The sequence below is a fragment of the Acinetobacter sp. ANC 3813 genome, from assembly GCF_002135435.1.
In the GTDB taxonomy this organism is placed as follows: Bacteria; Pseudomonadota; Gammaproteobacteria; order Pseudomonadales; family Moraxellaceae; genus Acinetobacter.
Genome location: NZ_NEGK01000004.1, coordinates 132,679 through 156,978, shown reverse-complemented (window position 1 = coordinate 156,978; position 24,300 = coordinate 132,679). Strand labels below are relative to the sequence as shown.

Genomic DNA, 24,300 nt, shown 5'->3' with positions numbered 1-24,300 from the left:
CCGCTGGGGTTTATTAACGGCAAGGATGCTGTTAATCAAAAAAATAAAAAAGTATTTGGAAATCATAAATTTTCATTTTACATTGAGTGATATAAAAGCGTTAGGAACTCGATGTTTTGCGTTATTTGCATGATGCGATCCGTATTTTTCAAGGATTATTGCTGCTGAGCTTGATGATGATTTTTGGGCAAACCGCTGTGTTTGCGCAATATGAATCTGCGCCGGCGTCATTTTATGAAAAAAATCGCGAAAATATTAATGAAGTGCATTTTAGCGAAAACAGCAGTTCGCTGCTCAATGGCCAATGGCAGTATTATCCGCAAGCCTTTTTAAAAGGACCCAGTCAAAAACTTACTCCACAAACGGTATTTTTACCTGCATCTTTAAAAGAAGTTGCTGGAAATAATCAAACTTACGGCACTTATGTCGGCTATTTTAAATTGCCGAAAGAGTTTGTCGGGCGCCGTATTGCAATTAAAGTACCTAATCAGTACGGGGCATATAAGTTCTTCTTAAATGGCGACTTTCTGATTCGTGTTGGGGAAGTGAGCAAAGATGAGCAAAGCCAAGTCTCTGAAAATGCACCGCGCATTGCTTATTTTATTACCGATAAAGAATACTTTACGTTAGCCATTCAGGTTTCAAACTATTCATCTTTGCATGGCGGTTTGGAAAACCCGATGCGCATCGGTTTGGCGCGAACCATTAACCGCGAATATCAGCAATTGATGATGAGTATAGGGGTGGTGTGCGGGGCGATTTTGGGCGTGGGTTTATTTACCATTCTGTTTGCGCTGTTCCGAGGCTCCAAAGAACGTAATTCCAAAAGTATTTTGGTCTTCGGAATTTTTATTATCTTTTTGGCGCTGCATAACTTTTTCTCAGCGCCCTATGCCTATACCGCCGTGGTGGATATTAACTGGCTGTGGGGCGTTCGTTTAGAATATTTATTTACCTATTTCAGCATCATTTTTTTTATTACGTATATTCATTTACTGAATCCTCGCTATTTGCATCGGCTAAATTTTCAAGCGGCCATGCTGCTGCTGGCGTTGAATATAGGAGTGACGTCATTTTCCCAGCCGGAAATTTTTGAGCGATTGGCGCTGTTCTGCTCAATATATGCCTTAATGGTTTTAGCCAATTTTATTTATGGCTTTTATCAGACTTTAAAATTTAAAGAGCCATATTCCATTTTGAATTTATGCGCAGTCATTTTCTTGTGCATCACTTTTTTAAATGATTTTCTGCTGATGATGAATTGGATTGATTCGGTCAATTTGTCCTTTGTATCCACCAGTTTATATGCGCTGCTGATTATGTTTCAGCAGTCGCGAAATTATGCATATCAGACTTATCATACTGAAATGCTGAATAATAATTTGATGGAGCTGAACCGTCTGCTGGATCAGAAAGTCAAAGCGCGGACAGAGCAGCTGCATGAGCTGAATGCCAAATTGGAACAGCAGGTAAAAATAGATGCTTTGACGGGGGCTTATAACCGCCGTGCGCTTAATGATGAAATACAGGAGCGTTTTGCGCAAACGAAACGCTTACGGCACGGCACTTTAGTGTTTGCCATGATTGATGTGGATTTTTTCAAAAATTATAACGATTATTACGGTCATTTGAAGGGCGACGAAGTTTTAAAGCAGCTGGTGCAAGTGATTGGCGGCATTTTACCGCCCTCAGCATTTTTAGCGCGCTATGGCGGCGAAGAATTTGCCATAGTGGTGCAGAATGTGCCCCTGCAGGTCTCAGTAGATCTCATGACTAAAGTTCTGAACGCAGTCCGTGATGCGCAGCTGGAGCATTGCAGGCGCGGCGACAGTAAAACGTATGTGACGGTCAGCATGGGAATGTCCTGCATGGACAATGAACAGCCCTATGCCGATATACACGCATTGATGCGGGCGGCAGATGAAAAATTGTATGAGGCGAAGCAGGCTGGCCGCGACCAGCTGAAAGCGGCATAGAGTGAAGAAAGCCGTCTGATTTAAGCCAAGTATTTCACTAAATGCGTTGTGGCTGCGCCAGTTTCAGGCGCTAAAGTTTGAGGGCTTTGAAAGCCACATTTCTTATAAAAAGGCAAAGCGGTATAGGTGCTTTTTAAGCTCACTTGCGGAATTTTCTTTTCACGCAAAGAATCAATCATATTCATTAGCAGCGCTGTGCCAATGCCTTGCTGCTGCATTGCTGGGTGAATATAATTCAGTAAAATTTTTCCTTGATCATTCACTAAAATAAAGCCAGCGATTCGTTCTTGATCGATATATACCCAGCTGTCGTTATACAGCAGCCAGAGCATCAGATTGGCTTGATTGGTTTTTTCCAGCCAGATTTGGATGGCGCTTTCATTGCGCTGATGGTCTTGAATACACGAGCGGACACTTTCGTGAATGACCCGAATAATTTCGGGAATATCTTCAATCCTTGATTCACGTATCATATTTATTTCGAACTGAATTGAAAAACAGGATACATTTCAGAAGATAAACTCATACTAGAATAGATGAATAATGTTGCTTTATGATGCATTTTCGAAGCATTTCAGCAGAAATGACGGAGTTTGATTTCAATTTGTTTCAATAGTTTAATCGCATCAAGCCAGTATGTGACGTACTTCACGGAATGAGAAATATGTGAAATTTCATTTTTCTAATGCGATTGATCATATTCGTTTAAAAACTACCCGTCCAGTACCTTGCTGTATTGATCTAATCCGTTGATGGATGGGCAAAACAAGAAAAAAAGGAAATAGAGAGCCGCTGAAAGTTTTTCTCATTCAGTCAAAAACGCTGCCAGAAGCCTAAATGAATTGTTTGAAAAATATTCAGTTTTGCCGTGCTATACTCCTTAAAAATATAATTAAACCGTGTTTGGGATTTAGTTATGGTCAAACTATTATTGATGTTATGCGTTTTGATTGTGCTTATTTCTGCGTGGGTTATCGGCAAAAAAATTTATAAAACCCAAAATATGCTCAAAAAATGGCGAAAATATCAGGCGCCAGAAAAACGCGCCAGCCTGACAGAGGCTGAGCCTGTCCGTGAAGTGGACAGCGTGGCTGAGGTCGATGCCTATGAGCAGCAGCTGTTTGATAACATTGCTGAAATATTCATGAGTGAAACAGTAATGCATGATATAGCGGAAGCAGAGCAGGTCCAGGCTCAAGTGTTTAGAAAAATGCCCGTCAGCTCCAAAACCCAAATTCGAAAAATGGACTTAGATGAATGGTCAATTTATTGGACTTTTTACGATCAGTCTTTGGAATATTATGTAGGGAAATATGGCGTTTTTTATGCCCATGTAGACCGTTTTGGCGACGAACATAAACATGAGATCCGTACACAGGACAGTTTGAGCTAAGCTTTTGCTGCCTGTTTTACCCTGTGAATGGATGATTTGTTTTTATGCCTTTAAGCCTGTATTGCTAAACTGAGTATTTCAGTTCTGCATAGCGAAAGCCGCAGATATACTGCGGCTGATTTTGTTGCGAACATAAAACAGAAGGGATTATTGGATTCAGCTTAATTAACATTTTTTATGCAGAATGCCGTGCCTATGCTATAGCGCTGTGCATAGATTTAAACTGCTGCAGCACTTGATCCCAGAGCTGTTCGGCGCCTTTTCTAAAGTAGCCCATGTGGCCAATACTGTTTAAGGCGTAATCCTGCGCTTTTAAATCTATGAATTGCATGGGTGCATTGCTGTAATGCTGCATAAATGCATGCCGTGAAGCCGGCAGCGCCCAGTCATCATCCAATGCAGATAGGGCACAGATCGGCGTTTGAACTTGAGCAAATTGTTTTTTTAAGTCTTGAAGTTCAGGATCTGCAAAAAAGTAGGTGGGGTTCTTGCACCACTTGCGCCATTGGCGATACACATCGACCGGCAAATCTGCCCCCATATTTAATGTGCTCCATGGTAAATAGCCTTTGACAGCAGCCATGGGTGGAAAGACTATATTCCAAATGACCTGAACCTTCATTTTTTCGCGCCAAGGCATGTAGCCATGCCAGCCTGCGCCTGTACCAAAGCACTGCATGGCGTCTACCAGCTGATGATTGCGTGTTAGCCCAAGCGCTTGCCCGCCATAGGAATGTCCAATCATATAGAGCGGCAAGTCTTGCTTGGCTAAGAGATCAATTGCACTGCTCAGATCATGGCGGCCCCAATCTAAATAAGACATGCGAAAACCTTTGAGGCTTTTGGGAGCAGATGCGCCTATGCTGCGGTAATCAAAGCTCAAGACCTGAAAGCCTTGCTCTGCGGCATATTCTGCAAAACGGCGGTAAAAACCTTGCGGCACACCTGTGGCGCTGGAAATGATGATGCTGGCATGCGGGTTTTCTGCAGCATACATCGTTCCAGACAGCGGATAGCCATCGGCAGCGCTGAATGCAATGGTTTGCGCTTCAATGCTGCTGCGCGCTATATTTTGTTCCATCTCAACATCCCTCTTTATTTTTATAAGATAAATCTTTTATTTTACCGCTTAAAAGCTTTTTACTTGCCTGTGAATTGCGGCGCTCTGCGTTCAATCATGGCCTTTACGCCTTCTTGAGCATCCTGTGAATGCAGCAAGGGGCCAAGATGCTGCTGTAAATGCTGAAAGGCAGTTTCTGGGCCATGCCATACGCCATCTTGTGCGGATGCCAAAGTGGCTTGTACCGCTAGGGGCGCTGCGCGGGCAATATGTTCTGCCAGTTCAATTGCGCGCGCCAATGGCGCAGCTGAGGTAATTTCATTAATCAGATTTAAATCGAGCGCTGTCTGGGCATCAAAGCTGTCGCCCGTCAGTAAATAGCGCATGGCTTTGGCCCAGCCGGCAGCCTGTACAAAGCGCACAGTTGCACCGCCAAAAGGCAGAATGCCGCGCTGCACTTCCATTTGCGCAAATTGACAATTGTCCTGCGCAATGACGAGGTCTGCATTGAGCATCAATTCAATACCTGCCGTAAAGCAGTAGCCTTGCACTGCGGCAATGATGGGCTTGCGGCGCTGGCGGGAACTGGTTCCCCAAGGATTAATCTGCTGCGCAGTGAAATCGAAAACACCCGAGGCCAGTTTGGGCTGCAATTCAAGCAAGTCCAAACCTGCAGTAAAATGCTCACCATGCGCAAAAATCACTGCACAGCGCAGTGCGGCGTTATCTTCATATTCTGTCAGCGCCAAAGACAAATCATTAATCATATGGCTGTCAAAGGCATTGCGCTTATCTGCCCGGTCTAAGCCAATCAGCATAATGCTGCCGCGGATTTCACGGCTGATTTTACCGTTCTGGCTTTGATTAGATGCGCTGTTTTGATCATGCAGAATCATATGCTGTGCCTGCTGTGTTGTTGGTTATTTATACTGATTTCATATGTAGACCTTGCATGGAAAACTGTCAATGCGCAAAGCGTGACTGTATTATTGATAAAAATACTGGAAAGAGATCCTTTCCATGCAGGATTGAACGCTGATGCAATCTAGACAATGAAATTGAATATGATGCATTGTGCTGCGAACCCCGCAGATGCGGGTAGGCTGAAGTCTTGAACAGGGAGGAATTAAGCAATGCTGATTGATTTTCAGTATGAGCAGCAGAAAAAATTCGATGCATTGGCATTAGATATTTTGCAGCGCCCTAAACATTTTTTAAATTTTGACTGTATCAGTGATTTCTATCAGGCGCCGTGGCTGCAGCAGTTTCCCACGGGCACACAGTGGTCTGCGACGGGGATGGATGATGGCGCTGAAGAATACTGCATTTGCATAGAATACAAAGCGCAAAGCATGTTTATTGATTACGCGGCGCAGCACTTGTCTGTGACCTATGAATGGAATGGGCTAAAGCGTAGCAGCCAGCATATTGCCTAAATGCTTTATTCAATTATTTGCGCTGTATTTTGAAGCAGCAATTTTTAACGATGCGTATGGCATCCATATCTAGAATCCGTGCATTTGAGTCAATGACAGCAGCAAAGCAACAGGATTTAATGCGCTTAGCCTTGCGGTGCAAAGCAATAAAAACAACTAGAGAATTTTGAATAGGAAAGCAAAATGGCGCATCAATTTACAGTAAATGCTGCAATCAAAGGCGTTTCATTGGATGAATTTAAACGCATTGCTGCAGATGTTTCAATGCATGAAGCTGTATGCAAGCGTATCCCAGGTGAAAACTTAGAAATTTTAGAATCAAAAAAAAATGGCGACATTTACACGCTTAAGCGCGCCTATAATTTAGAAGTCAATATTCCGGATATTGCCAAAAAATTCTTAAAAGATGCGTTCCGTTTAAAACGCACAGATGTCAGTGATTTAGCGAAACTGACCTCTGTGGTGACTTTAGACCCGAATTTGCCTTTAGAAGCCAGCTGCCAGCGCAGTGTGACAGGCGATGATTCGCAAATTGAGTTAAAACTGCAATGGACTGTCAAGGTTAAAGTACCTTTGATTGGCGGGATGCTGGAAAAGCATGCGGAAGGTGAAATCCGCCGTTTTAGCGAACTGGAAATTGAAATTGTAGAAGATGAGCTGCGCAAAAATTTAATGAACTAAAATTTAAAAATCAGTTTTGATGTGAGTGTTGTGCCTTCCTCTGCTGCAGATTCAAGGATGATTTTGCAGCAGAGGAAAAAAAGAGCGGATCATCCGCTCTTTTTTTATGTTAAAGCTTTGCCTTTTTAGCGGCTGCTTTCAGCAATTGAGCTTTCAGGCTGCGCCTGCTTTTCAAAGCGTGATCTGTACAGCAGCGCTGTGAAGAATGCGACGAAGCAGACTACCCAAACATAGTACAGCGCGCCAATTTTACTGTAAGCGCTCAGCCACTGCACCAGCGGCAGGGTAATACCGCCTGCAATTGCGTAGGCAAGATTGTATGAAAATGAAATGCCCGAGAAACGGATTTGTGCAGGGAACATCTTGACCATACTGTAAGACACCATACCCACGGTTCCTGAACTGAAACCCAGCAGCATATACAGCATAAATACGGTAGAGGCTTCGACATGGCCTAAGCTGTTGTAGAACACCGCTGCCAGCGCAGCCACAGTTAAAGAACCGAACAGCATGACTTTGCCAGCGCCCAAACGGTCTGCCAGCAGGCCCGCGGTTATACAGCCCGCCATCTGCATGACAATGGCCGCACTTTGCATCTTAAATGCATCTGCACGTTCGAAGCCAAAAGCGCCTGTGAGTAAATTCGGCATCGCCAAAATTAAGACCACCACGCAGCCCGTCAAGAACCAGGTAAACAGCATGCCAATAATCACGGCAGTTTTGTGTTCTGCTAGGACTTGCTTTACCGGCAGTTCCTTGGCTAAAGCTTTCTTTTCCTGCATGGCTTTAAACACAGGGGTTTCTTTTAAATAGCTGCGCAGATACAGCGCTACAAAGCCAAAAACACCGCCCACAATAAATGGAATACGCCATGCCCAGTCATGAATTTCCGTCTCACTGAATTTGAGTGAAATAAACAGCGACATGAGCGCGCCCAGCAAAATACCCAGCGATAAGCCTGCAGTCAGCAAGCCATTGGCAATCCCAATTTTCTTTTCAGGCACATGTTCAGAAACAAAAGTCCATGCTGCAGGAATTTCCCCGCCAATGGCAATGCCTTGCACCACGCGCATGAGCAGCAGCAGTAATGGCGCAGCATAGCCAATGGTTTCAAAGGTGGGCATCACACCAATCATTAAGGTTGGCAATGCCATTAATAGAATAGACAGGCTGAATAGACGCTTGCGGCCGACCAAGTCGCCAAAATGCGCCATGACTACACCGCCCAGCGGACGGAAAAAATAGCCTGCAGCGAAAATGCCATAGGTATTCAGCATGGCCCAAAATGGGCTGAGGGTGCTGGGGAAAAATAATTCAGAAATAATTTTGGCGTAAAAAACGTAAATGACAAAATCATAGAATTCTAAAGCGCCGCCTAAGGAGGAGAGTCCTAGCGTGCGTTTATCTTCATTGCTTAAACGTGGCTGTACGTCCATGTAAATTTACCATGCGCGGGTTGGCTATCAATAATTGCAATTTTAATAAACTGAGAAATTGTTGAATAATCAATCTTTATTGGATGGTGAATAACTTTTTTTTATCAAATAATAAAATTTATATTATTGTTTATTTGGCAGGATGCGGCATCAAATCCGAACAAATTTAGGCAGCAGCATAAAAATCAGGCCAAGCGCAATGATGGCGGCGGTGCTGTCAAAAAAGTACGAATAAATCATCAGAGCAATTCCGCAAATCAGCGCAGACGTGTGCTGCTGCTTTTTGCCATACATACAATAGCCTAAGCCTATAGAACTGAAAACAACGCCCAATAATAATGCCGTGGTATCCATTGATGCATCTCCAAATAATTGCAGATATAGCTGAGATTGATGAAGCCTGCCTTAAAGAGAAATTGAAACAGATAAATGGCGCAGCATGATGCAGCAAGATGAGTGCTGTATTATTCGGGGCAGTGTTGAGGCTTCACAATTTTGCCGTAAATTAGACGGGCAATGACAATACAGCTGATCACCGCAAGCATAATGATGATCTTTCTTTGATTGGGCAGAAGCATATGCCAAAACACATGCAGCCAATGGCTGACTTGCAGCCCAACACTTATAACCACAAAGGCCCAAATAAAACTGGCAAACAGGTTGACCAGGCTATAGCGCAGAGCAGGATAGCGCAAAATGCCAAAACTCATGGGAATGATGGTACGCAGTCCCCACAAAAAGCGCATGAGTAAAATGGACAGGGTAGGAAAACGCACAATAAGCAGGCTGGCGCGTTTAAATTTGCTGTTCAGTTTAGGCCGGCTGCGGATAAAGCTGTAGCCGTATTTATAGCCTAGGGCATAATAAAATTGATCCCCGAGAAAGCCGCCAAGCATGGCAATGCCGACCAAGGGCCAGAACGACAGGAGATGCTGCTGTACGGCATATGCGCTGAGCATGAGCACGGTTTCGCCTTCAAAAAAAGAACCGATTAAAACCGCCAGATAGCCATAATGCTGCACCAAAGAAGACCAATCAAACATAAGGCATTTATCTAAGAATATGAAAAATAGCGCAGAAGGAACCGTTGTAACGGATGAAGCTTAAGCTATGATTAAAGAATGTAAAAAATTCAGAGACTTTTCAGCACAAGTACTGCTGTTTAGGATAAGAGGGAGGTGATGTATGGATACTGTATTGCCCGTCGCACAGCGCGGAGACGCAATTTTAGATTTAATTGCAGCGCCTGTTGCTGCTCAGGAGTTTGGCAGTCCTTGGCTGCAGGCTTTAGTACAGGCGATGCAGGCCACCATGCTGGAGCGCAGCGGCGTGGGGATTGCCGCGCCGCAGGTATATGTGTCTAAGCGGGTGATTATTGTGGCGTCGCGTCCAAATTTACGCTATCCCGATGCGCCTGAAATGGATGCGGTATTCATGGTCAATCCAGTAATATTGTCTATGTCTGAGCAGACCGTTTGGGGTGAAGAAGGCTGTCTGAGCGTGCCCAATGAACGCGGACGTGTGGCGCGTGCGCAAGAGATTTTGGTGCGCTACAGCACTTTAGAGGGTCAGCAGATTGAACAGCAATTTTCAGGCTTTCCAGCGCGTATTGTGCAGCATGAGGTAGACCATTTAGATGGCATTTTATTTGTAGACAGACGCTGAGAAAAAAGTGGAAGCGCCAGTCAGCCGATAAAAATATCGGCTGATTTAATTCAATCGTATAATTAATCCTAAAATAAACAAGACCAATTAAATCCAGAGAAAAAGAAGAGCGGATACATGCGGAAGTATGCCTATCTAGATCAATCATCATATGGATGAGCGGATGTTTTGAAAAATAATTTAAGAAAATTATGGCAGCAGCTCAGATTTCATATTTTTGAAACGGACGATGTCATTATCTATTGGCCGGACTTTTATAAAGGCATCATGCTGCTGCTGTTTGCTTTGGCCATTATGAGCGGGCATTTGCTTTGGTACGTCACGACGTATCATTCAGATAACCGTATTTGGCTGAACGACAATTATTATGACTTGCGGCTGTTGACCTCATACGCGCAAATTGTGCTGACTTTTTGCGTACTGCTGATTGCCTATATTTTTCATAACTATGAAAAATTCAGGCTGTTTATGGGCTGGTTCATTCCGCTGTATTTTGGACTGCAGCTGATATTCTCGGCGCATTATGTCGGTATTTACAGTCCTGCGGCCATGGCGGGCATTATCAACATTTTATTGATTGGTTTTGTGCTGTATCAGCCCAAAGTCATTTACAGCATTATGGTGATTGTGGCCGTGGTGGTGGTGGCCATCTGTTATTTAACCAAGATTGACATTATTCCCTATGCGCCGCTATTCAGCGATGCCTTAGATCACAGCGCTTTTTATAAAAATACGTTTTGGATCAATAGTATGGTAGTGCTGTATACCCCCATACTTTTTGTGTCTGCGGTGTTTTTTGAGGTTCTGCTGTCGCAGTGGCGGCGCCGTGAAAAGAAAATTGAAGTGCTGAGCCAAATTGACGGCTTAACCAATGTGTATAACCGCCGTTATGTAAATGATCATTTGCAGAAAATTTATCATAAACAGCATAGTGCTTATGCTTTGGTTATTTTGGATTTAGATCATTTTAAGCAAATTAATGATAGCTATGGACACGAAGCTGGAGATGAAGTGCTGCGTCAAGTTGGGGCGATATTGCATGCTGCGGTGCGAGGCAATGATGTGGTTGGCCGCTTAGGCGGCGAAGAATTTGCTTTGGTGCTGTCGGGCTGTAATTTGGACGGCGCATTGGAAATTGCGGAGCGCTGCCGCAGTAAAATTGCTCAGATGGATATCCATTTGAATGATGGGCAGGTACTGAAAATTTCCGCCAGTTTTGGTGTGGCAATTGAGCAAGAAGGCGCAGCCCCTGAAGAAATTACACGCATGGCTGATCAGGCTTTATATTTGGCAAAACAGCAGGGGCGAAATCAGGTACGGCACTTTCAGGAGCTTAATCTCGCGTCTAGTGCATAATGCGGGTAGGAGAGGATCTAGATGCAAGATTTGATATTTGCTATAAGTTCAGAAAAAATTGAGCTTCAGCTGAGTGATCAGCTTCTTCAGCTTGATTTTGGCCTGAATTATATCGTTACGCAAAGCGTGCGTTTTGGCCGTATGGATGCCTTAGCCATTGAAAAGATGATTGATGTGATTGAAGCGCTGCTGGAACAGCTGAAACTGGATTATCACTCCCAGCGCATTGCACAAACTTCTGATGTATATATGCGGCAGCTGTCTGCGCTGTTTTTCAATGACGTGAAACACATAGACCGTAGCATGCTGGAGCATGCATTTAATGAGTGGGTGGAGCGGCTGGAATATTATGCGGACAAAGCTGAGAATGATTTTAAGCTATGGGCTTATTTTGTTTTGATTCGGGAAATGATGCATCATTTGAATGTGGTTGAGATCACTATAGTGAACAGATAAATTCTAGTTAGTGATCGATTCTTAAAAAAGCCCTGAATGATCAGGGCTTTTTTAATAGCTGAAGATTATTTCAAATGTTCAGCAATATCAGTAAAGATTACGCCTAAACCGTGTGCGCCTGCATCTGGGTAGCCTAAGCTACGGTCACCGACCGTACCTGCGCGGCCCATGCGCGCCACAATCGCTTTAGTGCTTTCTGCACCTTGTACAGCAGCTTTTGCACCCATTACAAAGTTTTCTTTAAAGCTTTTATCTGTATTGGTAGACCATGAATCTGCACATGGCACAAGTGCATCAATCAGGGTTTTATCACCGACCACAGCGCCACGCCCAAATGAACGCTCACCTGTGGTTTGAATGCCTTTCACCGCTGCTTGTAGCATCTCTGCAAAATCTACGGTATTTAAAACTGTTTTGCCTTGAATCGACTTAGCCGCAGCACGGAAAGCTGAACCCCAGATAGGGCCTGATGCACCGCCGCAATGTTCCATAATAATCATTGAAGCGTTCATTAAAAACTCGTCCATGCGTTCCGTTTGAATCAGGCTTTGCCATTCACGTTTTAATTGCTTAAAGCCTTTCGCCACGCTCATACCGAAGTCGCCGTCACCCGCATGGGCATCTAATTCACAAAATGGCACTTCATTTTTAATGATGCAGGCAGACATGACATCGACCACATAGCGCATATTTTCAATCCTGAATTGTTCATTGCTGATCACAGCATGTTCAGGATGGGTTTCTACATCGGTATTGACTGTATGTTCTGTGGCAGCATTTTGATGTGAAAATTCAAGCTGGAGCGCAGGAGAGCCATCCATTTTAAAGGCTGGGGTATTGGCTGCTGCGTCTAAGTAAGTTTTTAGCTCATCATCCAGCGCCAATAGCGATACCGATGCGCCGTTCATGTCGATGCTGGTCATGTAGTTGCCGGCAAAGGTGCGGTAAATTTTAATGCCTTTACGTGCTAAGTGTCCGCATACGTCATGGTTAAACACATACAATTCTTGCAGCGGTGTACTGCCAAAACCATTCACCAAAACTGCGACTTCTTGCATGTCGGGGCGGTCGAGGAAGAGGTCATCCACAATGCGCTGCGCCATTTTTTTAGATGGCAGGATTTTTTCACGGCGGATGCCCGGCTCACCGTGGATGCCAACGCCGTATTCCATCTCGTCATCTGTCAATGTGAATGTTGGTGTACCTTTGGCTGGAACGGTACATGAGCTATAAGCAAAACCAAGGCTAATCACGTTGTCTGCAGCTTTTTGAGCTATCGCTTTTACTTCTGTAAGTTCTAAACCTTTTGATGCTGCTGCACCTGCAATCTTATGCACAAATACTGTGCCCGCAACACCACGACGGCCCACGGTATAGAGGCTGTCTTTGACTGCAATGTCATCTGCAACTTTGACATAATCAACTTTAATGCCGTCTTCAGCTGCAAGAGCTGCACCATTCTGGAAATTCATCATATCGCCAGAATAGTTTTTGATAATCATCAGCACGCCTTTGTCAGTTGCGACTTGCTGCAAGGCTTTATAGACCTGAATTTGCGATGGAGATGCAAACACATCACCGCATACGGCAGCATCAAGCATGCCTGTACCGACAAAGCCTGCATGTGCAGGTTCGTGACCGCTACCACCGCCACTGATTAAAGCCACGTTTTGGTGTTTTTCTTTACGCGAAATGATCTTATAAGATTGATTAAATGTAAGTTCGGGATGCGCGAGGACAAAGCCTTTACACATTTCCACTACGATGTTTTCAGCACCGTTCATGAGTTTTTTCATGGAATGACCAGTTTAATTATTGGGGAGAGCTATGAGTTTTTTATTATTATCGAAAAACATAATGTTTGCTGACATAAAAGTGTAAAAAAGGGCGGTTTCAGATTGAAGAGTTAGAAAATAAACATTTTTTGATATATAAATCTTGTTGGAATGAATCCCCCTAAATCCCCCTTTTTCAAAGGGGGACTTTGCGCGAATTTAATTACAGTTTGAAATTAGTGGTGTTTCTCCATTTTCTATTGCAGGTACTAATAAGGTGATAATTAACTAAATAGATTATAAAATGATTTTTTTTTAAATTGCCTTGAAATTATTAGATAAAGCCCAAATATATTACGACTTAAATACTTGAAAATAATAAGGAGTAGAAATGGTTGTGTTTGGTGTTGAGTTGAAAGGCTCGGATGCAATTGTAGTGGTCGTTGAAAAAAATAACGATGGGGAATGTATGGGCAAAGAATATAAAATAGTCTCACTTAATAGCACCAACCAAGAAGATGCTCAAAGTTTTCGTGATTTATTTGTAGCGTTAATTGACCAATATTCACCTTCAAAAACTGTGATTAATACAAGACAGCAAAGAGGTGAGTATGCTGCAGGTGCAGTAACTTTTGTTATGGAAGGAATCTTACTTACCCTTCAACAAACCAATGTAATGTCTATTGCTAATCCGACTCTAAAGGCTAAGCTAAAAGCAAAATCTATTCAAAGTAACTTCACAGGCTATCCTAAATATGCGGAAAAAGCATATCAACTAGCTAGTGTGGGGTGTTTGTAAAATGGGTTTAGAGCAATTTATAAAGGAATCACCATACGGGGAGCAGATCCAAAAATTATTCTCTGAAAAGCATGAGCTAGAGTTTGTGAGTGGTAATCAGGAAGGAGCAAATGGAGAAATTATCTTAGCAAAAAACAGACATCTTAATCGTGAAGTTGCAATTAAAATTTATGATCATGATAGAGACCCAGTAGTACATGAACCGACTTTGGTCGCAGGTATAAATCATGAGAATATATTAAAGGTACATGATGCAGGTCTGTTATCTTCAAAGTCCTATTCAACATCATATTATGTAATGGAAAGAGCAAAAGAAAGTTTAACAAGTTATTTGAGCCATGAATCTATTTCAATTCAAATGGCATTAAAACTTTTCAAAGATTTACTCAAGGGTTTAAGTTGCCTTCATTCGAAAGAATACAATTTAATTCATAGAGACCTTAAACCTGATAATCTTTTAGTAGAATCTGAGAGTTTAAAAATTGGTGATTTTGGTTCGGTCAAGAAATTAAACTCGTCAAATAAATCCTTCGTTTCTAAGCATAGTATTTTATATAGACCACCTGAATCCTTTGGGGCAAAAGGATTCTTCGATAAAAAATCAGATATTTACCAAGCAGGAATAATACTAGCAGAATTATTAGGGTGTTCTTTAAGCATCAATGGAGAAAGCTATTTATCACCGCGAGATATTAAGAAATATAACGCTCTGACAAGATATGCGGATAAAGCAATATTTATTGATAAAGTTATCGAGAATAGAATTACTACACAAAAACTTATTGATTATTCTAAGTTTCCATTTTATGTAGATAGTAAATTGTTAGCTATAGTTCGAAAAATGGTTTGCTCATATGATAAAAGGTTTAACAGTATTGCAGATGTACTTGCAGCCTTGACTGTTTACGAACGTTTTAAGAGAAATTGGATGAAAGATGAAAATGGTAATTTTGTTCTTGAAAATTATAAAGGTAAAGATTATTTAATTATTTTAGAAAAAGAAGGGTATCTTCTTAAACATAGAAGAAATAGCCAAAATTTTATTCAAATGCCTAACACTGATATATATGACAGTAAAGAATCAGCTTACAAAGAGCTTAATAGAATCATTTCTGGAAAATAAAAAAAAACCCCTCACTCGAGGGGATTTTTCATATCTAAACTAGAATAATTTTAAACCACCGAATCATCCAAATTCGGTGCTAACCAACGCTTCGCCTCATCCAAAGTCCAGCCTTTACGCGCTGCATAATCCTCAAGCTGATCGCCTGCGATTTTACCCACGTTAAAGTATTGGCTTTCAGGGTTTGCATAATAGAAACCGCTTACTGATGAAGGTGGCCACATAGCAAAACTGGTCGTCAATTGCGTACCAATCTTATCGGTCGAACCTAACCAGTCAAACAATGGCGCTTTTTCAGAATGCTCAGGGCAAGCAGGGTAGCCCGGTGCAGGACGGATGCCCACGTATTTCTCTTTAATCAATTCTTCATTGCTCAAAGTTTCAGATGCTTGGTTGCCCCAGAACTCTTTACGAATGCGCTCATGCAAATGCTCAGCAAATGCTTCTGCAAAACGGTCACCCAAAGACTGCGCCAGAATCGCAGAGTAATCATCGCCTTTGGCTTTGTAATCATTCGCCATTTCTTCTGCACCAAAGATGGATACCGTGAAACCGCCCAAGTAATCTTCCGCTACACCTTTAGGCGCGACAAAGTCCGCCAATGACAAGTTTGGCTTGCCAGTCACTTTGTCAGACTGCTGACGGATATGCTCAAAAGTATGCGTTACTGTTTTCGCAGTTTCATCAAACACTTGAACCGTGTCTGCACCTGAGCGAGCAGCAGGGTAGATACCAAATACAGCACGCGCATCGAAGCGTTTGTTGTCAATAATATCTTTCAGCATGGTCTGCGCTTGTTCATACAAGTCAGTTGCTGCTTCACCTACCACTTCATCAGTCAGAATTGCAGGGAATTTACCTGCCAAGCTCCAAGAGATAAAGAACGGTGTCCAGTCAAAGTATTCAACCAAGGTTTCAAGCGGATAATTGGTCAGCGTTTGCGTACCAATAAAGTTTGGCTTCACAGGCGCATTGGCTGCAAAGTCAATTTTCAAACCATTTTCAACAGATTCAGCATACGTCAACTTGGCTGCTTTAGGCTGTTTGTTGGCAATACGCTCACGCACTTTTTCATATTCAGCACGGGTTTCCGCTACAAAAGCAGGCTTCATTTCCTTAGACAGCAATGTCGTTGCTACACCCACAGCACGTGAGGCATCGGCAACATAAATCACCGCATCATTAGAATACTGTGGGTCAATTTTTACTGCAGTATGCGCTTTAGATGTGGTTGCACCGCCAATCATCAATGGAACATTAAAGCCTTTACGCTGCATTTCTTTGGCAACAAAAACCATTTCATCTAAAGATGGGGTGATCAAGCCAGATAACCCAATAATATCGACTTTTTCATCAATGGCTGTTTGCAGGATTTTTTCCGCAGGGACCATCACGCCAAGATCGACAATATCATAGCCATTACAGCCTAAAACTACGCCTACAATATTTTTACCAATGTCATGCACGTCGCCTTTTACAGTCGCCATCAGGATTTTACCCTTAGATTGCGCACCAGTTTTTTCAGCTTCAATGTACGGGTTCAGCCAAGCGACCGCTTGCTTCATGACGCGAGCAGATTTCACCACTTGCGGTAAGAACATTTTACCCGAACCGAACAAGTCGCCGACCACGTTCATGCCGTCCATCAACGGACCTTCAATCACATCTAAAGGACGTTTGGCTTTTAAGCGCGCTTCTTCAGTATCTTCATCAATAAATGTCGTGATGCCTTTGACTAAAGCGTGTTCAAGGCGTTTTTCGACAGATTGATTGCGCCATTCAAGATCTGCAACTTGTTTTTGAGCAGCGCCTTGACCGCGGTATTGCTCTGCAACTTCCAGCAGTTTTTCAGTGGCATCTTGACCTGACTCACCTTGGTTTTGGTTCAAGATTACATCTTCAACCGCTGCTTTCAGTTCAGCATCAATGTCATCGTAAATCGCCATTTGACCTGCATTTACAATACCCATGGTCATGCCTTGCTGAATGGCATGGTAGAGGAACACAGAGTGAATCGCTTCACGCACAGGCTCATTGCCGCGGAATGAGAAGGATACGTTCGACACACCGCCTGAAATCATCGCATGCGGCAAATTCTGTTTAATCCAGCCTGTCGCTTCAATAAAGTCCACAGCATAGTTGTTGTGTTCTTCAATCCCTGTTGCCACCGCAAATACGTTCGGGTCAAAGATAATGTCTTCAGCAGGGAAACCGATTTCGTTCACCAGCACATCATAAGAACGTTTGCAGATTTCACGTTTACGGGCAGCAGTATCGGCCTGACCGTCTTCGTCAAAGGCCATCACAATCACAGCGGCACCGTATTGGCGGCAAAGACGCGCTTTGGCAACGAATTCGTCATAGCCTTCTTTCAGCGAGATCGAGTTGACAACCGCTTTACCTTGTACGCACTTCAAGCCAGCTTCAATGATTTCCCATTTAGATGAGTCAATCATGATCGGCACACGTGAAATTTCAGGCTCAGATGCCACAAGATTCAGGAAGTGCACCATAGCGCCTTCTGAATCCAGCATGCCTTCATCCATGTTGATGTCAATAATCTGAGCACCGGCAACCACTTGCTGCAATGCTACATCCAGCGCTTCAGCAAAGTTTTCTTCACGGATTAAACGCAGGAATTTTTTAGAACCCGTCACGTTGGTACGTTCGCCCACGTTAACGAATAATGATTCATTGGTAATGTTGAATGGCTCTAAACCGCTGAGACGGCAAGCTGGTTTTGTTTCCGGCACTAGTCTTGGCTTGATGTCTTTGACTGTATTGGCAATGGCGCGGATGTGATCCGGCGTTGTACCGCAGCAGCCGCCCGTAATATTGATCAGGCCGCTTTCCGCAAATTCTTTAATAAATGCAGCCGTTTCTTCAGGGGTTTCATCGTAACCGCCAAAGGCATTTGGCAAGCCCGCGTTCGGATGCGCTGAAACAAAAGTATCGGCAACATCTGAAATGGTTTTTACATGCGGACGCATTGCATCTGCGCCTAGGGCACAGTTAAAGCCAATTGAAAGTAAATCGCCGTGACGCACAGAGTTCCAGAACGCTTCAGCCGTTTGACCTGTCAATGTACGGCCAGATGCATCGGTGATCGTGCCTGAAATCATCAATGGCAATTCATAGCCAATTTGATTGAAGACTTCTTTCACTGCAAAAATCGCAGCTTTACAGTTTAGAGTATCGAAAACAGTTTCGATGAGTAAAATGTCCGCACCGCCTTCAATTAGGGCATGCGCAGCTTGAATATAGTTATCTTTCAGTTCATCAAATGTAATGTTACGGAACGCAGGGTCATTTACATTGGGCGAGATTGAGCAGGTGCGGGACGTGGGCCCAAGCACACCTGCCACAAAACGCGGTTTTTCAGGTGTTGAATATTTTTCACAAGCCGCTTTCGCAATCCGTGCTGCTTCACGGTTGATTTCTGATACCAAATCTTCCATGTGGTAATCAGACATTGAGACTTTTGTGCCGTTAAAGCTGTTGGTTTCAATGATGTCTGCGCCAGCATCAAGATAAGCTTCATGAATGCCTTGGATAATGTGGGGTTGAGTCAATACCAACAGGTCATTGTTGCCCTTTAGGTCAGATGCCCAATCTGCAAAACGCTCACCGCGGTAATCGGCTTCTTCAAGCTTGTGGCGTTGAATCATGGTGCCCATTGCACCGTCAATAATCAGAATGCGTTTGGCAAGAAGCGCCTTTAGGGTGGCAAGCGTGGACATAAATAACCCCAATCCGATGGAATATAAAATCGGCAAATATATTAACAGAATTTGCTTCATTTTTATTGATATTCATGGCTTAGGCGTTCGTCATTTTTTTCATGCCGTTTTTTTCAGCAATACACAGGGCAGAATGCAGGAGGGTGAACTGTCATCTAAAGGTCATGATTTTGCAGCAATAATGTTCCATCATGAATATCTGAAGGAACTTTGTCATATACATGACTGAAATATTTCACTGCTGAAATATACAGTGAATTGAATCTGATAGGTGTTTGAAATATTTTAAGGGTATGATATTGAAAGAATTAATTTTAATTTAGCAATAATTTGATTAAAAAATAAACACAATAAAGTCTGAAAAATTGCTTTATATGACAGCGCTTTGTCATATAATTGTCACAATTTAACTGAACAATATGGGGATTGTTAAATTCTCCATTTCTGCTTGCATGAATTCTAATCAAACTCCCGTAGATTCAGCACAAACATCGGCTCCAGCAAAGTCGACGAATGTTCATGTTCCTACTCCGAAATTTTTTATGCCGGTATTTTTGACGGTAATTATTTCGACGCTGATTTATATTGGCTTTCAATTAACTGCTGATTTGGCGCATGTCCCTGCATTGAGCCTTTACTCAATAATTTTATTAGGAACAGCGTTATTTATTGCACTTGGTTTTGAGTTTGTAAATGGTTTCCACGATACAGCCAATGCTGTAGCAACAGTTATTTATACCAACGCATTGTCTGCACCTGTTGCAGTCATGTGGGCGGGTTTTTGTAATTTCTTAGGTGTAATGGTGGCCAGCGGTGCGGTCGCTTACGGCATTATCGCTTTGCTGCCTGTAGAACTGATTATGAATGTCGGTTCTGGCGCTGGTTTCGCTATGGTATTTGCCATGCTGATTGCCGCGATTCTATGGAATCTGGGCACTTGGTTCCTAGGCATCCCAGCTTCAAGTTCACACACGCTAATCGGTTCAATTTTAGGTGTGGGCATCATGAACTACATTCTGCATGCAGGCGCTGGCGCCAGCGGTGTAGACATGGAACAAGTCATGAAAGTGGGTAAAGCGCTGCTGTTTTCTCCACTTATCGGTTTTGCCTTTGCTGCTTTGCTGTTCCTGTTGGTGAAAAAAATCTTCAGAAAGCAGTTGGAGCTTTTCCAGCCGCCTGAAGGCAATAAGCCGCCGCCGCCGCTGATCCGTGCGCTTCTGATCTTCACATGTACCGGCGTAAGTTTTGCGCACGGTTCAAATGACGGTCAAAAAGGCATGGGCTTGATCATGCTGATTTTGATTGGCTGTGTACCTTTGGCTTATTCTTTAAACAAGAATTTAGATCAAAAGCATGTGCAGACTTTTGAACAGCTGTCTGTTCAGGCGGCTGATGCAATCTATCCGCAGCATCAAGATATTCCTGATGAAAAAGCGCGTGAAGTCATTACCAAATATATTCAAACCAAAGAAGTGAATGCGCAAGTTGTGCCAGCTTTGGCAAGTTTGACTGATCACTTGGGCGATCGCGTTGCTCAGTATGGCGATTTGAAAAATATTCCAGAAGATCAAATCTCGATCATCCGCAATGATATGTACTTAAGCACGACAGCATTCAAGCGTTTAGATAAGGCAGAACTGTTGCCTGCAATGGATGCTGCAGAAGCGAAAGCAGTGAAAGAATACCGCAGCAATTTGGATTCATTCCTGCAATACATTCCAACTTGGGTAAAAGTTGCCGTTGCATTGGCTCTGGGCCTAGGCACAATGGTGGGCTGGAAGCGTATTGTGGTTACTGTGGGTGAGCGTATTGGTAAAGACCATATGACTTATGGCCAAGGCATGTCAGCAGAGCTTGTGGCGATGTCTACCATTGCGGCTGCAGACGGCTTGGGTATGCCAGTATCGACCACGCACGTCTTAAACAGTGCGGTGGCAGGTACGATGGTTGCCAATAAATCTGGCTTGAACTTCCAGATGGTGCGTACGATTTTATCGGCTTGGATTTTCACCTTGCCAGCGACCATCTGTTTATCAGGCGCTTTGTACTGGATTCTGCTTAAAGTCTTTGCTTAAGGGCAAAAGCTTTAACATAAAAAAACGCTGCTTAGGCAGCGTTTTTTTATGGATGATTTTTGCAAGTGAATGCAAGACTCAGGACAGAACACAAGACTGTTCTGCCTCTGCATAAATGGTTTATTTTTTCAGTTTAGACATTACTTTATTCAGCGGCAGTTTATCTGCAGCAAAACCGTAGACTGCTGCAAAAGGCAGGGCGGTACGCGCAAGATAAGCGACGCGCCATAGGCCGCCATGGTTTGCGCCTTTCATCATCAGTTCTAAAGGATGGGCTAGTTCAACCTCAGGATTGGCTACAGACTTTGGATTGCGCAAGTCGTGAATCCACAGCGCTGCCATAATGGCATTGGTGGTTTCTGGTTTAAACGCTTCCACATCAAACAGGCTTGCCCCGTTGAATGCTGCTTTCAGCAATGGATTTTTGGTCACAGAATAGGTCGTAGTAGATGGCGCAATATTGATGCTGACCCGCTGTCCTTGCTGACGTGCTAAAGTTGCACGCCATTGCTGAATGCGTTTTGCCAACGCATAGTTTGGACCTTGCTCCACCACCAGACAGTCTGCAATGCCATATTGCTGGCCATTGTCAGAGCTTACAAGGCCGTGCAGGTTTTTCTTGAAGAAATACTGGCGGCTCAATGCAGAAATACCTGAACTCATCAGCTGCTGCGCTTTAGAGCGCTGTGTAAATTTATCTTCCGATGCACGGATGACTTCTTCAGGCACAGCATATACATCTGTAGGCGTACACATATACATCAGGCTGGTATCAGATTTTTGCGCGCTGACTTGCTGCATAATGGCATCCATAGCCATCGATACGCGGACGTGTTTTTCACCATCTAAATAGGCAATAGCGGCCAAATCCAATTGGTGTTCATTACGGAGCAGCCACTGCGCAATTTCAGGAATTTGGGTGAGTAAATTAGCCCCTAATTTGTCTTTTAACACGGCCGTTTCCGTGTTTTCAGACAGTGCTTCTGCAGAAGGCGCATAGAGTGTTGCATTGCCTTGCTGTACGGTATTTAAAATTTTGCCCCAGACGCGGCTGTTAGGCAAATCCACCGCCACAATATTGGCTTTCCATTTAGACAGCCAAGTTAATGGGCCAGCTTCAGAAGCTGCGCCAAACAGCACCATGGTGCGGTCAGACAGATCAAACCATTCTGGATGGGCGACTGCTTCACGCAGCGCATCGGCATGGCTTGGCTCGACAATGCCCTGATCCTGCCACTTTTGAATCTGCGCCAGCAGGGCATCTCCTTGCAGTTTTTGGCCGTGATAGGGCACATACCATTCAGGCGCGGCTTGGCTTTCACCCTTCAGCTTAATGGTATGCAGCGGCTGTGCGTCCAGCTGCATGACATCTTTCAGCAAGTGCTTCTCGCCATTGCGGAAAAACTCAAAAGTATGATGTGCTTTATTCAATCCAGCTTGTGCAATTTTAATTGGGTTTTGACTGTTTTGAATGCCGTGTTCAACCAGCGCTTTAAAAAATTGCGGATAGGCTTTGCGCCAGTTTTTTTCATTCAATGCTTGCACTGAAATGCTGTGATCTACACTGGATAAGGCTTCGGCAATAATTTCCCGGCCTGCTTTAGACGTGCTGGGTTTTTGCTTTTGTGCTGGATTTGGAAATTGAAGACCGTCTAAAGAACTGGACATGCAAAAAATCTCACCTGAACGAATCATTACTATACATATGTATACATTATCTATGCCAGATTGAATTCGAGCTTGGCATAAACTGCCAAATTTAAGTAATTCTTTATGGGAAATAGAGATGAAAAAAGGAGGCCAAGGTCTCCTCTTGAAGAAAAACTAAACAATTATGGAATAGCCTGAGCCAATTCTTTCAGCATAAATTGAGTGTTGTCTAAGCCTGCCCCTGTCAAATACCAAGCATCCGCATTCACAAAAATGACTTTGCCATTTTTTACCGCCTGACTTTGACCAAGTATGCTATGGCTTAAGATTTTTTCTTTCGCTGCATATTGCTGGGTATTGACTGCGCCGCGGTCTAAAACAATGAGGTAATCAGGCGCTTGTTTGACTGCATTTTTTAAAATTTCAGCATTCTTTTGTGCCAAAGCCAGTGCTTCGGGAGAGCCTGTAGCAGGGCGCGGGGCATCAGTTTTTTCTGACAGCGGCAGTACAGACTTCAGGCCAGACAGCTCGTATGCAAAACCAAAACGGTTGTTGGCTGCATGCGGCATCCAGTTGTCGCCTGCTGCAAACAGCATCAGCGCGGTTTTGCCCTTTGTTTTGGCTTTCAGCGCCTGATGCAGCTGCACAATTTCGGACAGCTTCTGCTGGGCAATTTCCTCTTTATTAAAGGCCGCTGCCAGCACTTGAGTGCGTGCGGTCAAATCAGACATATAGTGGTCTGTATTTGCAGAAAGATGGAGTGTCGGGGCAATGTTTTGCAGCTGTTCTGCCGTTTTGGCAGAGCGTCCGCCGACAAATATAAGTTCTGGTTGGGCTTGTTTCAGCAGCTTTAAGTCAGGCTCAAATAAGGTTCCCGCTTTTAAATACTGCGCTTGCTGATACTTGCTTAAACTGCCTTGAAACGTTGTTTCAGGCACAATCGCAGCATCTATATTGAGCGCGTTTAAAGTGTCTAAAATAGCTAAATCGTAGACTGCAATTTTTTCAGGCGCTTGCTTTAACTCTACTTTGGGCTGTTCAGGCAGCGTTAAATGAAAAGGGGCACTGTGTACCGCAGTACTTAGCCCTAAACCGATTAAAAGCGCAGAGAGGGGAGCAAGAGTTTGATGCATGGGGTTAGGCAGTCCTGTATTGATGAGCAAGAGCCTAACAAAGAAACATGTAGATGAAAATGATTATCAATCGTTAATTTATGCCGTGTACTTTGGGTTTACAAAATTGTGTATTTATTCTTCATAAAGTTGCATTGAAGTGTGATATTCATCACAATTATTATATATCGAGAGCAAATCAGATCAGGATGCTGCAATGAATAAAGCAAACCAAGTCTATGTGTTTAATGGCCAGAAATCAGGCTTTGCTTCTGCCGTTTTTTCGGATTATCAGCAAGCGGAAGCTTGGATTCAGCAGAATTATCTCAGTGGAATTTTGACCGAATACCCTTTAAATGAAAGCTGTTACGATTGGGCAAAGGAGCAAGGGCATTTTAAAGAAAAGTCTGCGATTGACCGTGCGCCCGTCTTTATTGCACAGTTTGTTTCCGCCTATCAGCGCAATTGGCATTTTGAGCATGGCGCTTTGATGGAAAATATGGATGCTTAAAATCATTGGTGCGCAAATTAAGGCAGGTGTGATGATTTACTTATTTTGCATAGAAG

Annotated in this window: 21 protein-coding genes; 11 read left to right on the top strand and 10 right to left on the bottom strand. The window is 43.5% G+C overall.

The genetic code is table 11. The annotated features are described in order from the left end of the window. The first annotated feature begins 176 nt into the window (after positions 1-176). Positions 177-1,976 (top strand): diguanylate cyclase, encoded by a 1,800-nt coding sequence (locus tag B9T34_RS07655; RefSeq protein WP_171265163.1) that lies wholly within the window; start codon positions 177-179, stop codon positions 1,974-1,976. A 20-nt stretch (positions 1,977-1,996) separates the two neighbouring features. On the opposite strand, the gene B9T34_RS07650 is transcribed toward B9T34_RS07655, so the two are convergent. Then, a complete protein-coding gene (locus tag B9T34_RS07650; RefSeq protein ID WP_086212573.1) occupies positions 1,997-2,449 on the bottom strand; it encodes a GNAT family N-acetyltransferase in 453 nt (150 codons plus the stop codon). 443 nt (positions 2,450-2,892) lie between these two features. Between B9T34_RS07650 and B9T34_RS07645 the strand changes: the two genes are divergently transcribed. Further along, a complete protein-coding gene (locus B9T34_RS07645; protein ID WP_086212572.1) occupies positions 2,893-3,369 on the top strand; it encodes a hypothetical protein in 477 nt (158 codons plus the stop codon). A gap of 193 nt (positions 3,370-3,562) precedes the next feature. On the opposite strand, the gene B9T34_RS07640 is transcribed toward B9T34_RS07645, so the two are convergent. Together B9T34_RS07640 and B9T34_RS07635 are read right to left on the bottom strand one after the other, a co-directional pair. Continuing rightward, positions 3,563-4,450 carry an alpha/beta fold hydrolase gene (locus tag B9T34_RS07640; RefSeq protein WP_086212571.1) on the bottom strand — a complete coding sequence of 296 codons (888 nt, stop codon included), beginning with the start codon at positions 4,448-4,450 and terminating at the stop codon, positions 3,563-3,565. 59 nt (positions 4,451-4,509) lie between these two features. After that, on the bottom strand, positions 4,510-5,325 hold the full coding sequence (locus B9T34_RS07635) for a crotonase/enoyl-CoA hydratase family protein (RefSeq protein WP_086212570.1): 816 nt from the start codon (positions 5,323-5,325) through the stop codon (positions 4,510-4,512). A 237-nt stretch (positions 5,326-5,562) separates the two neighbouring features. Between B9T34_RS07635 and B9T34_RS07630 the strand changes: the two genes are divergently transcribed. Together B9T34_RS07630 and B9T34_RS07625 are read left to right on the top strand one after the other, a co-directional pair. Then, positions 5,563-5,865, top strand: coding sequence for a hypothetical protein (locus tag B9T34_RS07630; protein WP_086212569.1), 303 nt, complete (start codon positions 5,563-5,565; stop codon positions 5,863-5,865). 183 nt (positions 5,866-6,048) lie between these two features. Continuing rightward, entirely contained in the window at positions 6,049-6,546 is a 498-nt protein-coding gene (locus B9T34_RS07625; RefSeq protein WP_086212568.1) for a DUF2505 family protein, read from the top strand. 125 nt (positions 6,547-6,671) lie between these two features. Here the strand turns inward: B9T34_RS07625 and B9T34_RS07620 are convergent, their stop codons facing one another. The 3 genes from B9T34_RS07620 to B9T34_RS07610 all read right to left on the bottom strand — a co-directional run bounded on the left by B9T34_RS07620 (position 6,672) and on the right by B9T34_RS07610 (position 9,025). Next, positions 6,672-7,982: an MFS transporter gene (locus B9T34_RS07620; protein ID WP_086212567.1), complete on the bottom strand. Its 1,311-nt coding sequence runs from the start codon at positions 7,980-7,982 to the stop codon at positions 6,672-6,674. A 150-nt stretch (positions 7,983-8,132) separates the two neighbouring features. Further along, positions 8,133-8,336: an amino acid transport protein gene (locus B9T34_RS07615; protein WP_086212566.1), complete on the bottom strand. Its 204-nt coding sequence runs from the start codon at positions 8,334-8,336 to the stop codon at positions 8,133-8,135. Positions 8,337-8,446: 110 nt separating this feature from the next. Next, positions 8,447-9,025 (bottom strand): DedA family protein, encoded by a 579-nt coding sequence (locus B9T34_RS07610; RefSeq protein WP_086212565.1) that lies wholly within the window; start codon positions 9,023-9,025, stop codon positions 8,447-8,449. A 142-nt stretch (positions 9,026-9,167) separates the two neighbouring features. Here B9T34_RS07610 and def point away from each other — a divergent pair, with 142 nt between their 5' ends. The 3 genes from def (at position 9,168) to B9T34_RS07595 (ending at position 11,459) form a co-directional block, all read left to right on the top strand. Next, a complete protein-coding gene (gene def, locus B9T34_RS07605) occupies positions 9,168-9,647 on the top strand; it encodes a peptide deformylase (protein WP_086212564.1) in 480 nt (159 codons plus the stop codon). Between the two features lie 168 nt (positions 9,648-9,815). Then, on the top strand, positions 9,816-11,003 hold the full coding sequence (locus B9T34_RS07600) for a GGDEF domain-containing protein (RefSeq protein ID WP_086212563.1): 1,188 nt from the start codon (positions 9,816-9,818) through the stop codon (positions 11,001-11,003). Between the two features lie 21 nt (positions 11,004-11,024). Continuing rightward, a complete protein-coding gene (locus B9T34_RS07595) occupies positions 11,025-11,459 on the top strand; it encodes a hypothetical protein (RefSeq protein ID WP_086212562.1) in 435 nt (144 codons plus the stop codon). Positions 11,460-11,524: 65 nt separating this feature from the next. On the opposite strand, the gene dhaK is transcribed toward B9T34_RS07595, so the two are convergent. Further along, complete coding sequence (dhaK, locus tag B9T34_RS07590; protein WP_086212561.1) at positions 11,525-13,255, bottom strand: dihydroxyacetone kinase subunit DhaK; 1,731 nt, start codon at positions 13,253-13,255, stop codon at positions 11,525-11,527. 370 nt (positions 13,256-13,625) lie between these two features. Between dhaK and B9T34_RS07585 the strand changes: the two genes are divergently transcribed. Continuing rightward, the gene (locus B9T34_RS07585; protein WP_086212560.1) at positions 13,626-14,033 is read left to right on the top strand and encodes a DUF3010 family protein; all 408 of its coding nucleotides are present in this window, start codon (positions 13,626-13,628) and stop codon (positions 14,031-14,033) included. 1 nt (position 14,034) lies between these two features. Further along, positions 14,035-15,156: a protein kinase domain-containing protein gene (locus tag B9T34_RS07580; protein ID WP_086212559.1), complete on the top strand. Its 1,122-nt coding sequence runs from the start codon at positions 14,035-14,037 to the stop codon at positions 15,154-15,156. Between the two features lie 50 nt (positions 15,157-15,206). Here B9T34_RS07580 and metH read toward each other — a convergent pair whose 3' ends face one another. Continuing rightward, complete coding sequence (gene metH / locus B9T34_RS07575; protein WP_086212558.1) at positions 15,207-18,896, bottom strand: methionine synthase; 3,690 nt, start codon at positions 18,894-18,896, stop codon at positions 15,207-15,209. Positions 18,897-19,348: 452 nt separating this feature from the next. Between metH and B9T34_RS07565 the strand changes: the two genes are divergently transcribed. Next, entirely contained in the window at positions 19,349-20,971 is a 1,623-nt protein-coding gene (locus B9T34_RS07565; RefSeq protein WP_086212556.1) for an inorganic phosphate transporter, read from the top strand. 120 nt (positions 20,972-21,091) lie between these two features. Here B9T34_RS07565 and B9T34_RS07560 read toward each other — a convergent pair whose 3' ends face one another. Together B9T34_RS07560 and B9T34_RS07555 are read right to left on the bottom strand one after the other, a co-directional pair. Further along, on the bottom strand, positions 21,092-22,639 hold the full coding sequence (locus B9T34_RS07560; protein WP_086212773.1) for a hypothetical protein: 1,548 nt from the start codon (positions 22,637-22,639) through the stop codon (positions 21,092-21,094). Between the two features lie 164 nt (positions 22,640-22,803). Further along, complete coding sequence (locus B9T34_RS07555; protein ID WP_086212555.1) at positions 22,804-23,754, bottom strand: ABC transporter substrate-binding protein; 951 nt, start codon at positions 23,752-23,754, stop codon at positions 22,804-22,806. A 196-nt stretch (positions 23,755-23,950) separates the two neighbouring features. Between B9T34_RS07555 and B9T34_RS07550 the strand changes: the two genes are divergently transcribed. Next, the gene (locus tag B9T34_RS07550) at positions 23,951-24,244 is read left to right on the top strand and encodes a hypothetical protein (protein WP_086212554.1); all 294 of its coding nucleotides are present in this window, start codon (positions 23,951-23,953) and stop codon (positions 24,242-24,244) included. Positions 24,245-24,300: the final 56 nt, after the last annotated feature.